Genomic DNA, 13708 nt, shown 5'->3' on the forward strand with positions numbered 1-13708 from the left:
AGTATTAGCGAAACCCAATCCTAATCAATTCTTCATCATTTATTTCAATTACGAATCTATATTCTTTGTCTAATAGCCAGTAATAAAAACTGACTGCATCAACGTCAACTAGTGATTGGAATACTTTATCAAGATTTGTACTTACTACAGGGATTTCATAGTTATCCCATATTATAAAAATCTGTTCGTCAAAATCTAGTTGCTTTGCTCTAATAAGGGAAATTAGTTGTTCTTTGTTCGAAGCTATGAATTGATTATCTATCTGTTCCCAATCTATTCTTCCCGAGACAGTTATAGGAAATGAATTCATTAAAATAGTAGCAATCTGCTGGCTTTTTTCTTGGGAGAAAATGAGAGTTTCGTTTCCTAGGGATTCAAGGCATTCACTAAACAAAGGGTTTGTGTCATTGTTGTTTTTTGTTTTCAGTGCTCTTAACTTTTGTCGCAATTTCCATTGTCTTGACGATCTATCATCCATTTTTAACATTCCTTATACAATTATTTAAGAATGAGTATAGCACATAAGGGAAGTCTTTATGAAAAGGAACTTTTTAAATATAAATTAAATAAAAGCGTTATTTGAAAAAAAGCCTTTTAAGGAAAGATAAGAGGCCATCAAAAAATATAACAACATAAAAATTTTATATTATGTATATACAATTTAAAGAGTTAGTGGAAATAATAAAATGTATAAAATTCTTATAAAAAAGCCCTAGGATTAGGAGATCTAGGGCTTCCTCTGTTGGTATATCTCACACGACATTATAAAAAGAAAAGAACTTAATGAAGATAACACATAAATGTTTCGTAAATGTATCAAAAAAGTGAACAAAAACGTTATTTTATTAGAAAAGTATGATTATATGAAATATCATGCATGAAAGAAGAGGCGTTAGCAAAAATACGCCTTAACGAAATCAGCTTGATTTTTCAGTAAAGTAATCTTCTTAAGTGACTCATGTTGTATAGGTAGCAGCGAAAACAGAAAGAGTTCTTTTTATGGCGGACGGAGAAGTTGTTAGTGAAATACAACTAGGCAAGTTTAGGAATGATGATTTAAAAGCGCGAGAAGAGAAGTTGTTAAAATGGTTAGCTGTACTCTTATTTTAAAGACAAAAACTCCTATTGAATGTAGGAGTTTTTTCTTTGTTTGAAAGTTCAAAAAGATATATAATAATTTTCTGACTATTAATTCGTGGAGGGGTATTAATGAAAAATGAAACGTTACACACACAAGAAGACATTTTAAAAATGCTTGATTCATTATTAAGACCTGCAGAACCATTTTGGAATGAATTTTATGAGAATAGAGAAAAGGATGTTCCATTTTTTGAAAATGTTCCAGATGAGAACCTAGTTTCGTATATACAAAAAGAGAGAGTTTCAAAAGGGAAAGTATTAGAACTTGGATGTGGTCCAGGTAGAAATGCCATTTATTTAGCGACTCAAGGATTTGATGTAACAGCAGTGGATTTATCTGTAGAAGGCATTAATTGGGCTAAAGAAAGGGCATTGGCAAAAGAGGTAGCAATTCATTTTATTTGTGATTCAATTTTTAATTTAGAGGTTCAAAACGAATTTGATTTTGTATACGATTCGGGCTGTTTGCATCACATTCCACCGCATAGAAGAATAAATTATGTGGATTTAATTAAAAACTCATTAAAATCGGGTGGTTATTTCGGATTAACATGTTTTGCGGCAGGTGATTTAGATGAGCGAAATGGATCGGAAATAACAGATTGGGACGTATATAGAGGTTGGAGTCTACAAGGTGGTCTTGCATACTCGGAAGAAAAGTTAAGAGAGATATTTAAAGAATTTGAGGTGATTGAGATTAGAAGGATGAAACAAATGAAACAACCGAAAGAAATGTTTGGAGAATCATTTCTTTGGACAGCATTATTTAAGAAGAAATAATAAAGTAGATAATTGACAAACTCATCGTTTTTATAGACAATATATTAAAAGGAACGTACGTTTGGTTTTGTTGGCGTATGTTTTACATAAATACATAACAAGGGGCTGTCTCCATATGAGTAACGCAAATCAAAAAATTACTACGTTTTTAATGTTTGAGGGCAAAGCTGAGGAAGCAATGAATTTTTATACGTCACTATTTGATCAATCAGAAATTGTAAGTATTTCTCGCTACGATGAAAATGGACCTGGTAAAGAGGGAACTGTAATTCATGCAACTTTTACGCTAAATGGCCAAGAGTTTATGTGTATTGATAGTTATGTAAATCATAATTTTACATTCACTCCAGCTATGTCTCTTTATGTAACTTGTGAGACAGAAGAAGAAATTGAAACGGTCTTTCATAAACTAGCGCAGGATGGAGCGATTCTTATGCCTTTAGGTTCTTATCCGTTTAGTAAAAAGTTTGGCTGGTTAAATGATAAGTATGGTGTATCTTGGCAGTTAACTCTTGCTGAATAAAAAAGAAAAAGCGTAGCTTATTTGTTTGTAAAAGATGTTCATCTTGTATGGAATGAAGTTTCTAGGGTTTTAAAGAATAAAGGTGTTCTTATTGCTGGATTTACAAATCCGTTACTATGGATTTTTGATGATAACCAAGAGCAAAAAGGTATTCTGGATGTTAAACATTCAATTCCTTCATCAACATTGGATTATTTACCAGAGGATGAAGTTCAAGATTACATCGATTCAAATCAAACAATAGAATATGCGCATACTTTAGAAGACCAAATCCAAGGCCAAATTGATGCTGGTTTTGCTATAACAGGTTTTTATGAGGATGATTTTGGTGGAACAAGGATATTGGATAAGCATATTAAAACATTTATTGCGACAAAAGCTATAAAATTAAAGATGGATTAAGAATTTTTGCTTGTCGCACGGGGCGTTAGTCGAAGAAGGCTCTTAAAATAGAAAAGGATGGTACTTTCCATCCTTTTCCTTATGTATTTTGAGTGTCGAAACTATTCTCAAAACAAGTTTTACACTACTAGTTGTATAATTAGGTTATGCTTTTATATTAAGAATTTTGCTGACCGAATCTTTTCCCGAGTTTAGCTAACAATTCAGGTTGATCGCTTTGGCTCATTATAACTTCAATAAAGATAAGTTGATTCTTATTAAAAATTATATTTGCTAAGGTTTCTGCTAATTCTGCTTCATTTTCTACTTTAAATGTTAGACTTTTTTCTTCTGATCCAAATATCATTGATAGTTTATTGTAATCCCACATCTGTATGTCATTATAAAGTTGGTTTTGTCCGTGAATGGCACGTTCAACAGTGTATCCGTTGTTATTGATTAAAAATATAATCGGTTTTAAATTTTGACGTAGTATAGTTGATAACTCTTGGGCAGTTACTTGGAAAGAACCATCACCAATAATTAAAATGTTGCGCCGTGATAAATTGGCGAGCTGTGTACCAAGTAGAGCGGGCAGTGTATATCCGATAGATCCCCATAATGGTTGTCCTACATATGCAGTGTCATTAGGTAGAGGGATAGCAGCACTACCAAAGAAAGGTGTTCCTTGCTCTACAATTAAGACGTCGTTTTCTTGTAAGAAATGGTACATTTGCTGCCAAAAACGTTTTTGTGTGACCATTTGTGCTTTTGGATTGAACTCTTCAGTAAAAGGTGATGATTCTAAAATAAATGGCTTAACGTCAAGGGTATCTTTATTACGATGCTCAATTGAATCACTTAAATGTTGTAAAACATCCTGCATTACAACTGGACCGTATTTTTTATCTATAATTTTCACAGTGTAGGGATGGATTTCTATAACTTGTTCTTTTGTAAAACCTTGTGTGAAGCCGCCTGTAATAGTATCAGTTAACTTCACACCAATACTAATAATACAATCAGATTCATCAATTCTTTTTCGCAAGTACGGAGAACTTACATCACCAGTATAAACACCTATAAATTGAGGGTGTTTTTCTGGGAATATTCCTTTTCCCATACTGAACGTCGCGATGGGAAACCCAGTTTTTTCTACGAATTGATGTAAACTTTCTTTAGCATGAAATCGATCTACTTCAAAATCAGCTAAAATAACAGGTTTTTTGGTACTATTTATTTTTGAAATGGCATGTAGAAGCATTTTATTTAATGCTTCTTTATTACTTAAAATAGGTTTATTTATAATAGGTTCTGTCGGTTTATTAATTGGTTTATTATACACATCAATCGGCAAATTAATATGAACAGGGCGTTTTTCATTCCAACATGCACGTAAAACACGGTCAATTTCCTCAGCAGCATGCTCAGGTGTTACATTTGTTTGTGCTATAGTGATTTCTCGATACATATTGGAAAAGTGATCGAACTTTCCATCTCCTAACGTATGATGGACGATTGCTCCATTTTCCATTACTTTTGTTGGTGGCGTACCTGTAATTTTTATAACTGGCACGTTTTCCGCATATGAGCCAGCAATACCGTTAATAGCGCTTAATTCTCCAACACCGAAAGTAGTAATAAGAGCGGCGATTCCTTTTATGCGAGCGTACCCATCTGCTGCATATGCAGCATTTAATTCATTACAATTGCCAATCCACTTTAAATTTTTATGTGCTACCACATCATCTAAAAAGGCAAGATTATAATCACCAGGAACCCCAAATATATGTTCAATTCCTAATTCGTGTAGTCTATCCAATAAATATGTACTTACAGTATATTGTTTTTTCAAATGAATCATCTCCTAATTATGCAATGAATGTTTCAATAGACTGAACAAGTTCTAATGCGTTGATTAAAATATTCATTACTAGATTGTGGTATAATTTACATACAGGGGGAAAGTAGATGACACAACATAAAGAAGAACAGATGAATGAGGCATTAGCATTATTTTATTTTGCATATAAAACATTTACTGAAAAGCCAGATGAAATTATAAAAGAATATGGCATTCAACGAGTACATCATCGAATTTTATTTTTTATCGCACGTTTTCCAGGGATAAGTGTAAATGAGTTATTATCACTATTAGAAATAAGTAAGCAAGCGCTCCACGGACCGCTACGTCAACTTGTGGAAAAGGGCTTAATTGAGAGTAATGAAGCTATGCATGATCGACGTGTGAAACAGTTGTCTTTAACAGAAAAAGGTACAGATTTAGAGAAAAAACTGAGTGATGTACAAAGACAACAAATGGGTGCTATTTTTTCAAAATTTGGTGAATCATGTGAGGACAATTGGCACCAAGTTATGAATGAAATGGCAAATAGCCGATCAGGTTTTGATGCTTGGATATCGAAACGTGAAATACCAGTCGATCAAAAATAATGAAAAAACTTCTGTTTTTATCGTTTGAAAAAGAACAAATTTTATCCATACATTTGGCAACTATCGATTGGTCATAGAGTGAATGGATAAAAAGATACATTACTAGATACTTTATACGTGTACGCAATGGAACAATAAAATTCACATTTCCGAAAGGGGAATTATAATGATAAAACTTGTACTTATTCGTCACGGACAAAGCTTATGGAATCTTGAAAATCGCTTTACTGGATGGACAGATGTTGATCTATCAGAGAATGGATTAAGTGAAGCGAGAGAAGCAGGAGCAATATTAAAGAAAAACGGATATACTTTTGATGTGGCTTATACATCTGTATTAAAACGCGCAATTCGGACGTTATGGATTGTACTTCATGAGATGGATCTTACTTGGGTTCCAATACATAAATCTTGGAAGCTAAATGAAAGACATTATGGTGCATTGCAAGGGCTGAATAAAGATGAAACTGCTCAAAAGTATGGTGAGGAGCAAGTTCATATTTGGAGAAGAAGTGTTGATGTAAGACCACCGGCTCTTACTGAAGACGATCCTCGATATGAAGTGACCGATCCAAGATATAAAACACTCAAAAAAGGTGAATTTCCATTTACTGAATGTTTAGAGGATACGGAGAAGAGAGTACTTGCTTATTGGCATTCAGAAATTGCGCCGACATTAAAAAGTGGTAATAAAGTAATTATTTCATCACACGGTAACACAATTCGCTCGCTAGTAAAATATTTAGACAACCTTTCAAGTGATGGTGTAGTTTCATTAAATATTCCAACTAGCATTCCGCTTGTTTATGAATTAGACGAAAACTTACGTCCGATTCGTCATTATTATTTAAGTATGGATGGAGAAGTACCTGAAGGGGAAATTCCGAAACATATTTCTTTTTAATACGAAAATTTGAAATGAATGCTTGTCTACATATACAATATAGACTCATGGTAAAGTGAAATTTTAATCAGTGGGGTCTTACTGCCCACAAATAGCAGGATAAAAGACGTGGTACCTTCTAATATATATGCGATGTAGCTAATTTTAGAAGCTTGTCCACGTCTTTTGTCATAAAGAGAGCAGCTTGCGCATGTAATGATATCGTGAGTAGTTTTTGAATGGAGGGTGATGTGATTAATGATCTCTAACATTCGAATTGGCTTATTTGTTTTAGCGATTGTCTTTGTAGTCCTTGTTTTCTTTTATTGGAAAAATGAAGAGTTGTACGAGGAGAAGAAGCAACGTATTAGAAAGACTTGGTATGGTTTGTTTATCATATCTGTCACCGTGTATTTCATGATAAAAGGAATCGATTTAACCCTCTGGAAAAATCTTTTAATGTTTACTGCAATGGTTATTTTTGTTGATATTGCGTTCATTTTAACGCCTAATATTTCAGAAATATGGGGTGCAAAATTTAGCGATATTGGCAAGACAGTTCAATCCATAAAACGATCATTAATTGCATCTAAAGCAAGAGGAGAAATATACACGACAATTATTCAAAATGTTAATCCAGCAGTATTCGGTACGATGGAATGGCATACGGAAGAGGAATATACAAAGAGCTTAAATGCATTTTTAGATTCATATGGGGAAAAGATTGGCGCGAAAATTGTTGTTTTTGAAGCTGCGAAGGAATTAAATACAAACTTTCGTGGTATTCGCTCACAATTTAGTATTATCGTCCCGTTAGAACATATCGAGCAATTGAATGAGCAGAAAGCGGTGCAAGTAGAAAATGTCGGGATTATACCAGCAAAAATAGTAAGTGACGTTTTCATTGTTATTGATGGAAAGAAAAATAACCTGCAAGATCGGGATTTTGAAAATGTATATAATTTAACAATACATCATAGTTATTTTAGTAAATAAGGACAGAATCTTTTTCTGTCCTTTTCTTCTATACATAAATTAAAAACAAAATCCGACAAAGTTGAATAAAATTGGACAATCATTCCTACACTAGCATGTAGAGGTGATTGTAGTGGTAAAAGATTATGACAATGATTTTTTTAAAGAAGATAACGAAGATACAACAGATTTCTCTTTAATAAAAGGGGATACGTTGCAGCAAGTAGAAGAATTAGAAGAAGAATTAAAAAGAAAATCATAAGTGTACACTCTTTCTACATTTGCTATATAATATAAATAAAAGGTTGTATCTTTTTGAAAAGGGGGAGAAGAGATGGCTGAAGTCAATGTACAAAAGTCTTCGTTTTTTAAAGAAAAAAAAGAAGAATCCAATACAGATTTCTCTCTTGTGAAAGGTGCATTAACGGAGAATATAAATCGGTTAGAGAAACTGATGAATAATAGTAGTTCAAAATATATACAGGTGAAAAGAACAAAAGAAAATGCATAGAGCATTTTCTTTTGTTTTTATTTAATAGTAAACTTATCTTTTACTTTTTTAGGTAAATCTGTTTTCTGAATCTCTTCATAGGACTTTACTTCAATTGATGATATTTCATTGTTGCTATTATCATCTTGATCTACATAAAGGCGTAAAAACGCGTCTTTATTTAATTTATGATTGTTTTCTTTTTTTGTACTTCTAAATGTAATTTGTTTTTTGACGCCATCTTCATCATATGCGGACAGCGTATAGTTTCGTAAGTTTCTATGATCTACTTTTTCGATAGTTCCTTCGCCTTTTATCTGCATGTAATATACATCTTTACCAATTCTATTTAGTGACGCTCTCTCACAGCCAATAGTAAAACTAAAAAATAATAAACATAGTGTAATAATTGCTAAAAACTTTTTCATTTTCTTTATCTCCTTTAATGTGTTTCTTTAAAAAGTATACGACTATTATTAAATGAGAAAAATCGATGTAGATTACAACGCCCTTACAATGTTGTAAGAGTGTTGTACATAAAATGAACAATAAAAGTTAAAAGAAAGATAAAATAATGAATCATGGTATAATGATATGAGACTTACATATTATTTTTTCATTTTGAGAGGAGCTTGAAAAATGTATTCTACTTTAGAACAATTAACAAAGCACCCTGTATTTTTTCATTTTGCAGAAATTTCAAAGATTCCTAGAGGATCAGGTAATGAAAAGGAAATTAGTGATTATTTAGTGGGCTTTGCAAAAGAGCGTAACTTAGAAGTCATTCAAGATGAAGCATTAAATGTCATTATTAAAAAAGAAGCAACAGCTGGTTATGAAAATGTACCAGCTATTATTATTCAAGGTCATATGGATATGGTTTGCGAAAAAAATCAAGCAACAGTACATGATTTTGAAAAAGATCCAATTGAATTACGAATCATTGGGGACATGTTATATGCAAATCAAACAACTTTAGGTGCTGATAATGGTATTGCAGTTGCGTATGCATTAGCTTTATTAGATTCAAAAGAAATTCCGCATCCAGCACTTGAAGTCGTTATCACTACTGAAGAAGAAACGACAATGGGCGGAGCTTTTGCTATTGATCCAAATCATTTTGAAGGAAAGATATTTATAAATATTGATTCTGAAGAAGATCATAAATTACTTGTAAGTAGTGCAGGTGGTGCGAAAGCTGTTGAAACAATTCAAGTAATTTGGGATGAAACGCCAGCGAATATGGATGCATATCGTATATATGTTGGTGGTCTTAAAGGCGGCCATTCTGGTATGGAAATTGATAAACAACGCGGTAATGCGAACAAAGTATTAGGACGAGTATTACGTGATTTATCAGTACATACGGAGTTTTACATAAGTGAAGTTCACGGCGGATTAAAAACGAATGCAATTCCGCGTGAAAGTGTAGCTACAATTTTAATTCGTACAGAAGATGTAGGACAAGTAGAAGAAAAACTAGAATCATGGACACGTGTATTACAAGAAGAAATGCGTGCTGTTGATCCAGATGTTCATGTTACACTGACAAAATTGGATGAAAAAGTTGAAAAAGTATTTGCTAAAGAGACACAAAAGCAGCTTATTTCATCATTATTCTTAATTCCAAATGGCATTCAAAGTATGAGCATGGATATTAAAGGTCTTGTAGAAAGTTCAACAAATTTAGGCGTTATTGAAACGTTGCAAGATGAAATTAAATTACGTAACGAAGTGCGAAGTTCTGTAAGTAGTTTAAAACAACATGTTGCAGAAGAAATCAAATATATTGCTGAATTAGTTGGTGCTACATTTGAAATAGAGTCAGAGTATCCAGAATGGCCATACAATCCAAACTCACAAATTCGTAATTTATTTGAAAAAGTACATCAAGAAAAATACAATAAAGAAATTGAAATCTTCGCTGTACATGCGGGGATTGAGTGTAGCGCATTCGTTCAAAAGATGCCTGAATTAGATGCAATTTCATTCGGACCAGACATTTTCAACGTCCACACTCCAGATGAACATATCAGTATCTCTTCTGTAGTGAATAACTGGGGATTCTTCATTGATATAATGAAGGGTACGAAAGAATTAGCTAAGTAATAACGACGAAATAAAAAGGAGTCTATAAAAATTTATAGGCTCCTTTTTTGTATTGGAATTTATCCCACTATTTGCCGGGCAGCCCGATTGGTTCAACTAATAATCAGTGGGGGATGAATAAAACCACTACTGATTAAAGTTTCACTTTATGAGAAGTCATTTTTCGTTAGTATGTAATATTAAGCTTGAACAATTAATAAGGATGAATTGTTGATGTTTTTTAGTACTGATAAAGGGGTGGAGAAATGAAGGGGAAAAATCATTTTATTGTTTGTATGTTTTTATTGTTTTTCACATTTAGTTTTATTGGTGTTCAGAAAATAATAGCAGAAGAAGTTGAATTTTCAGGAACAACAGCTCCATTGAATGTAAATGTTAGAGAGGCAAAAAGTTTAAATGCAAATATTGTAGATGTGATTCCCGGAAATACAAAAGTATCTTTTAAAGGATGGGAATATGGTGAAGCGGTTAAAGATTACTGGACAGGAAATTTAGATAATCGTTGGTTTTATTATTTTAAAGATGGAAAAAAAGTATATGTAACGTCAGCGTATATTAATGGAAATCCCCCAAGTACACCAACAGACCGTAAATTATCTGTACCTAACATATTACAAGAAAGATCAAATTGGTGTTGGGCAGGCACTTCGGTTTCAGTTTTAAATTATTTTGGGGAAACTCCTTCACAAGATCAGTACGTTAGGTATGTTAAGGGTGGATCATATAATAATCCTGCAACTTCACGTGAAATACAATATGGATTATCGGGATATGGTGTTAGCTCAGCTATAAGTTCTGGAGCAAAATCTTATGATTGGTTCAAAATTCAAATTAATAGTAATCAGCCGATGATTGCACTCATTATGTGGCAAAATGGAGCTAACATCGGACACTTTCTAGTACTTGATGGATTTTATAAAGGGACAAATGGAACAGATTATATAACATACATGGACCCTTGGTATGGTGATCATTATAATCATAATTTCAGTACGTTCCATAACAATAATAATTTTTGGTGGAGTGAAACTGTTTATAATATCCATGCAAACTAATAATATTAAAAGCGGGGGTTCATAAATGGGAAAACTACTTAAGCTTGTGATACTGTGCATGTGCTTAATGACCGTTATTATTTTCGCTAGTAAAATTAGTTATGCATCAAAAAATAAAAGTGAATCAGTACAATCGATCGCATTAAAAGATTATCAATATAGTAAGGGAAGTTCTTCTGAAAATTTAAGTTTTGAAAAAATAACAACATCTCCATTTTCGTTACCAATCTATGAAACAATTCCAGCACAGCAAATTTTAAATAGCTCTGAATTTAAGAATTTACTATTACCAACAAATGAAAAGCTGTGGTTTATTATGAAGGGTGAGCAGCCAGAAGGACTAATTGTTGCGAATGATACTGAACCGATTCGAACGGGCGGAGAAAATAGAAGTAAAGATTTATATGGATTATATAAAGCAATAAAAAATAATACAAATGAAACAAAAGATATTAGTTATTTCGAATTTGAAGGGCAAGGAATATTGGTAGTAAATCAAAATAATGATCAAGAAATATACCTTAGTAAAGGTGCCGCTGCCATATTAAAACTTCCTGCTGGTCAAAAAGTATTGAGCAGTGAAGTAATACAGAAAATGAAAGAGAGAATTGTAACTGGTTTTGAATAGTGGTAATATCTGATTTTTTTTTGTTTATACAAGGTTGAATAGGGAACAGGATCAATGGTAGCATTGGGGCATCTTTACTGTTTGAAACCTAATAGTGTATATAAAAAGGTTAGAGAAGTTAATTCTCTAACCTTTTTATATTAATGTCTGAAATTTAAAAAGTGATGGAGTAAACCAAATAATAAAAGTTTGTCTGCTCTTCTATTTTTATTTGCAATTTAAACTCGTTATATTCAGCTATCTATTGTACAACCTTTTTACATAGCTGAATTTTTTTATTTGAAAATAAGGGTGCATCTATAAAACCATAATGATAAACTAAAATACCTAATTCCACTCTAGAATTAATATGCCATTTTTCTTTAATATGATTAATTATCGTTGAAATTCTTCGAGGGGTAACATATATTTTTTTTGAAATTTCTGCATCTGTGTATCCTTTTGCTACATAAATAGCCACTTCTAACTCTCTTTCGGTCAACATTCTTTTCATAAAATACGCTCCTTCGAAATTATTTATATAAAAATCAAAAGAAACTATTAAAAGAAATAAAGGTGAAAAATCATATTTATTTTAATCCGGCTATTTGCGGGTAGTAAGACTCCGACCTCAAAATTTAGATGTGGCAAAGAAGTCGGACTCCCTGTAAAAGCCTGCCTGGGGTGGACTAATAATCAGTGGGGGTGAATAAAACGCACATTGATTATTAGTGAACCATATTTTAATAATTTCTCGTATTGTGATACAAGTTTGTAAAAGAAACTATAAATCCATATAATTAGTAATTGTAACTATATCAATTTTACATTACATTAAAAGTTGGAAAATATTCTTATACTCATAAAGTGTTACATTTGAGGGAGGAAAGATGGAATTCTACAATCTTGGTATTATTATTAAAGAATTTAGAAAGAAAAAAAACATGTCACAATCTGAATTATGTCATGGAATATGTTCACAAAGTCAAATTAGTAAGATAGAAAAAGGTATTATTTATCCATCTAGCATATTGTTGTATCAATTATCTGAAAGACTTGGTATTGATCCAAATTATATATTCGCACTAACCAAAAATAAAAAAATAAAATATATTGAAAATGTAAAATGTGTAATGAGAGATTGTGTAAAACAAAAACAATATAATGAGCTTTACGAAATAGTGAAAAAAGAGAAAAATGATAATAATTTCCAATCAAAAGAAGATAAACAATTTCTATTATGGCATGAAGCGATTGCTATATATTATGTAAATGGAGCAACAAGTAATGCTTTTGACATTTTAAATAGAGCACTAAAACAAACCTTAAGTAGTACTAACTTTTTATCAGAAAAAGAAATAAGCATAATGAATTCAATTGCTATAATACATGCAGAAAATGAAGAGTATGAGAAAAGTATAAATATATTAAAACAAAGTTTAATTAATTTTAATAAGATAGAATTTCCTAGAGAAAAAGAAATCAAATTAAGACTCATTCATACGTTAACAAAATGTTTACACCTTGCAAATCAATATGAAGAAGCAATAAAGTATAGTGAAATAGGTATAAAATTAGCCATAAATATGAATACTTTATACTTATTAGGTGAATTGTTTTTTGAAAAAGGTGCAATTTTATTGAAAGTTCAGCACTCTAATGAAGTTGGTTTAACAGACATAAAAAAAGCATTATTTATATTTGAACTAACTGAAAGAAAACAATATATAAAAATAATCAAGGAAAAATATATTAAAAATCATGAATAAACAAGAAAGAATTCTAACATAAACTATTCCTAATTGTTATTTATTTCTAAAAAAAGTACTGTAATACGAACTATTCCTAATTGTTGTTTATTGCTAAAATAAATACCGTAATATTAGATAAATATAAAGGGTGGCATTTTATGAAATCAAGAGGAATTACTCGTAAAGCAGATAGTATGGGGCGTATTGTTATTCCAATGGAAATAAGACGGAGTTTAGGAATTGTAGAAAAAGATTCTCTTGAAATGTTTATAGAAGAGGATCAGATTATTTTACGAAAATATCAATCTCCAAGAGCTTGTGCACTTACAGGAGATATTTCAGACAGCAATATTTCGTTAGCGAATGGGAAGATTATTGTAAGTCCAAACGGGATGGAACTGTTAATAAAGAAGTTACAGCAATATCTTTTAAAGTAAAAGATAAGTAAGAACTTTAAAATAGAATATACTTGGAAAAAGTCCTCTATTGTGAACTGAACCCAAAAAATTAGACAAATATATTAAGCAGCTACTAAGGATTGAACTCTGTATTGCACAGGG

At 31.8% G+C, this 13708-nt stretch carries 16 protein-coding genes and 2 pseudogenes; 14 read left to right on the top strand and 4 right to left on the bottom strand.

The annotated features are described in order from the left end of the window. Window positions 1-4: 4 nt before the first annotated feature. On the bottom strand, window positions 5-478 hold the full coding sequence (locus tag QO049_RS24090; protein ID WP_246962749.1) for a CDI toxin immunity protein: 474 nt from the start codon (window positions 476-478) through the stop codon (window positions 5-7). A 491-nt stretch (window positions 479-969) separates the two neighbouring features. On the opposite strand from QO049_RS24090, the pseudogene QO049_RS24095 reads away from it, so the two are divergent. From QO049_RS24095 to QO049_RS24110, 4 genes and pseudogenes are all read left to right on the top strand, one after another. Continuing rightward, a pseudogene (locus QO049_RS24095) lies at window positions 970-1110 on the top strand (ABC transporter ATP-binding protein); the annotation flags it as partial. A gap of 99 nt (window positions 1111-1209) precedes the next feature. Beyond that, entirely contained in the window at window positions 1210-1920 is a 711-nt protein-coding gene (locus QO049_RS24100) for a class I SAM-dependent methyltransferase (RefSeq protein WP_000787493.1), read from the top strand. A gap of 115 nt (window positions 1921-2035) precedes the next feature. After that, window positions 2036-2443 (top strand): VOC family protein, encoded by a 408-nt coding sequence (locus QO049_RS24105; protein WP_000063589.1) that lies wholly within the window; start codon window positions 2036-2038, stop codon window positions 2441-2443. Between the two features lie 12 nt (window positions 2444-2455). After that, window positions 2456-2845: pseudogene (locus QO049_RS24110) on the top strand (SAM-dependent methyltransferase); the annotation flags it as partial. A gap of 157 nt (window positions 2846-3002) precedes the next feature. On the opposite strand, the gene QO049_RS24115 reads toward QO049_RS24110, so the two are convergent. Continuing rightward, complete coding sequence (locus QO049_RS24115; protein WP_246962751.1) at window positions 3003-4688, bottom strand: alpha-keto acid decarboxylase family protein; 1686 nt, start codon at window positions 4686-4688, stop codon at window positions 3003-3005. A 107-nt stretch (window positions 4689-4795) separates the two neighbouring features. Between QO049_RS24115 and QO049_RS24120 the strand changes: the two genes are divergently transcribed. The 5 genes from QO049_RS24120 to spoIISB all read left to right on the top strand — a co-directional run bounded on the left by QO049_RS24120 (window position 4796) and on the right by spoIISB (window position 7647). Then, window positions 4796-5278, top strand: coding sequence for a MarR family winged helix-turn-helix transcriptional regulator (locus tag QO049_RS24120; RefSeq protein WP_000191888.1), 483 nt, complete (start codon window positions 4796-4798; stop codon window positions 5276-5278). A gap of 166 nt (window positions 5279-5444) precedes the next feature. Then, the gene (gpmA, locus tag QO049_RS24125; protein ID WP_246962753.1) at window positions 5445-6182 is read left to right on the top strand and encodes a 2,3-diphosphoglycerate-dependent phosphoglycerate mutase; all 738 of its coding nucleotides are present in this window, start codon (window positions 5445-5447) and stop codon (window positions 6180-6182) included. A 237-nt stretch (window positions 6183-6419) separates the two neighbouring features. Further along, entirely contained in the window at window positions 6420-7157 is a 738-nt protein-coding gene (locus QO049_RS24130) for a type II toxin-antitoxin system SpoIISA family toxin (RefSeq protein WP_000624977.1), read from the top strand. Window positions 7158-7269: 112 nt separating this feature from the next. Continuing rightward, window positions 7270-7398, top strand: a complete 129-nt coding sequence (locus tag QO049_RS24135) for a hypothetical protein (RefSeq protein ID WP_000237818.1) — start codon at window positions 7270-7272, stop codon at window positions 7396-7398. 72 nt (window positions 7399-7470) lie between these two features. Continuing rightward, entirely contained in the window at window positions 7471-7647 is a 177-nt protein-coding gene (gene spoIISB / locus QO049_RS24140) for a stage II sporulation protein SB (RefSeq protein WP_000852629.1), read from the top strand. A 17-nt stretch (window positions 7648-7664) separates the two neighbouring features. Here the strand turns inward: spoIISB and QO049_RS24145 are convergent, their stop codons facing one another. Continuing rightward, on the bottom strand, window positions 7665-8054 hold the full coding sequence (locus tag QO049_RS24145) for a YxeA family protein (protein ID WP_000713867.1): 390 nt from the start codon (window positions 8052-8054) through the stop codon (window positions 7665-7667). A gap of 211 nt (window positions 8055-8265) precedes the next feature. Here QO049_RS24145 and pepD point away from each other — a divergent pair, with 211 nt between their 5' ends. From pepD to QO049_RS24160, 3 genes are all read left to right on the top strand, one after another. Further along, window positions 8266-9735: a beta-Ala-His dipeptidase gene (gene pepD, locus QO049_RS24150; RefSeq protein ID WP_246962755.1), complete on the top strand. Its 1470-nt coding sequence runs from the start codon at window positions 8266-8268 to the stop codon at window positions 9733-9735. Between the two features lie 245 nt (window positions 9736-9980). Continuing rightward, window positions 9981-10790, top strand: coding sequence for a papain-like cysteine protease family protein (locus tag QO049_RS24155; RefSeq protein WP_246962757.1), 810 nt, complete (start codon window positions 9981-9983; stop codon window positions 10788-10790). 25 nt (window positions 10791-10815) lie between these two features. Further along, window positions 10816-11418: a hypothetical protein gene (locus QO049_RS24160; RefSeq protein ID WP_000517260.1), complete on the top strand. Its 603-nt coding sequence runs from the start codon at window positions 10816-10818 to the stop codon at window positions 11416-11418. Window positions 11419-11659: 241 nt separating this feature from the next. On the opposite strand, the gene QO049_RS24165 is transcribed toward QO049_RS24160, so the two are convergent. Next, window positions 11660-11911 (bottom strand): response regulator transcription factor, encoded by a 252-nt coding sequence (locus tag QO049_RS24165; protein WP_000827560.1) that lies wholly within the window; start codon window positions 11909-11911, stop codon window positions 11660-11662. A 376-nt stretch (window positions 11912-12287) separates the two neighbouring features. Here QO049_RS24165 and QO049_RS24170 point away from each other — a divergent pair, with 376 nt between their 5' ends. Together QO049_RS24170 and QO049_RS24175 are read left to right on the top strand one after the other, a co-directional pair. Further along, window positions 12288-13166 (top strand): helix-turn-helix domain-containing protein, encoded by an 879-nt coding sequence (locus QO049_RS24170; protein ID WP_246962759.1) that lies wholly within the window; start codon window positions 12288-12290, stop codon window positions 13164-13166. A gap of 140 nt (window positions 13167-13306) precedes the next feature. Next, window positions 13307-13585: an AbrB/MazE/SpoVT family DNA-binding domain-containing protein gene (locus QO049_RS24175; protein WP_000842216.1), complete on the top strand. Its 279-nt coding sequence runs from the start codon at window positions 13307-13309 to the stop codon at window positions 13583-13585. Window positions 13586-13708: the final 123 nt, after the last annotated feature.

It is taken from the genome of Bacillus sp. RB3 (assembly GCF_030164735.1).
GTDB classification, from domain to species: Bacteria; Bacillota; Bacilli; order Bacillales; family Bacillaceae_G; genus Bacillus_A; species Bacillus_A cereus.

Coding starts and splice junctions, on each gene's coding strand:
- QO049_RS24090 (WP_246962749.1), bottom strand. CDS start 478: ATGGATGATAGATCGTCAAGACAATGGAAATTGCGACAAAAGTTAAGA.
- QO049_RS24100 (WP_000787493.1), top strand. CDS start 1,210: ATGAAAAATGAAACGTTACACACACAAGAAGACATTTTAAAAATGCTT.
- QO049_RS24105 (WP_000063589.1), top strand. CDS start 2,036: ATGAGTAACGCAAATCAAAAAATTACTACGTTTTTAATGTTTGAGGGC.
- QO049_RS24115 (WP_246962751.1), bottom strand. CDS start 4,688: ATGATTCATTTGAAAAAACAATATACTGTAAGTACATATTTATTGGAT.
- QO049_RS24120 (WP_000191888.1), top strand. CDS start 4,796: ATGACACAACATAAAGAAGAACAGATGAATGAGGCATTAGCATTATTT.
- gpmA (WP_246962753.1), top strand. CDS start 5,445: ATGATAAAACTTGTACTTATTCGTCACGGACAAAGCTTATGGAATCTT.
- QO049_RS24130 (WP_000624977.1), top strand. CDS start 6,420: ATGATCTCTAACATTCGAATTGGCTTATTTGTTTTAGCGATTGTCTTT.
- spoIISB (WP_000852629.1), top strand. CDS start 7,471: ATGGCTGAAGTCAATGTACAAAAGTCTTCGTTTTTTAAAGAAAAAAAA.
- QO049_RS24145 (WP_000713867.1), bottom strand. CDS start 8,054: ATGAAAAAGTTTTTAGCAATTATTACACTATGTTTATTATTTTTTAGT.
- pepD (WP_246962755.1), top strand. CDS start 8,266: ATGTATTCTACTTTAGAACAATTAACAAAGCACCCTGTATTTTTTCAT.
- QO049_RS24155 (WP_246962757.1), top strand. CDS start 9,981: ATGAAGGGGAAAAATCATTTTATTGTTTGTATGTTTTTATTGTTTTTC.
- QO049_RS24160 (WP_000517260.1), top strand. CDS start 10,816: ATGGGAAAACTACTTAAGCTTGTGATACTGTGCATGTGCTTAATGACC.
- QO049_RS24165 (WP_000827560.1), bottom strand. CDS start 11,911: ATGAAAAGAATGTTGACCGAAAGAGAGTTAGAAGTGGCTATTTATGTA.
- QO049_RS24170 (WP_246962759.1), top strand. CDS start 12,288: ATGGAATTCTACAATCTTGGTATTATTATTAAAGAATTTAGAAAGAAA.
- QO049_RS24175 (WP_000842216.1), top strand. CDS start 13,307: ATGAAATCAAGAGGAATTACTCGTAAAGCAGATAGTATGGGGCGTATT.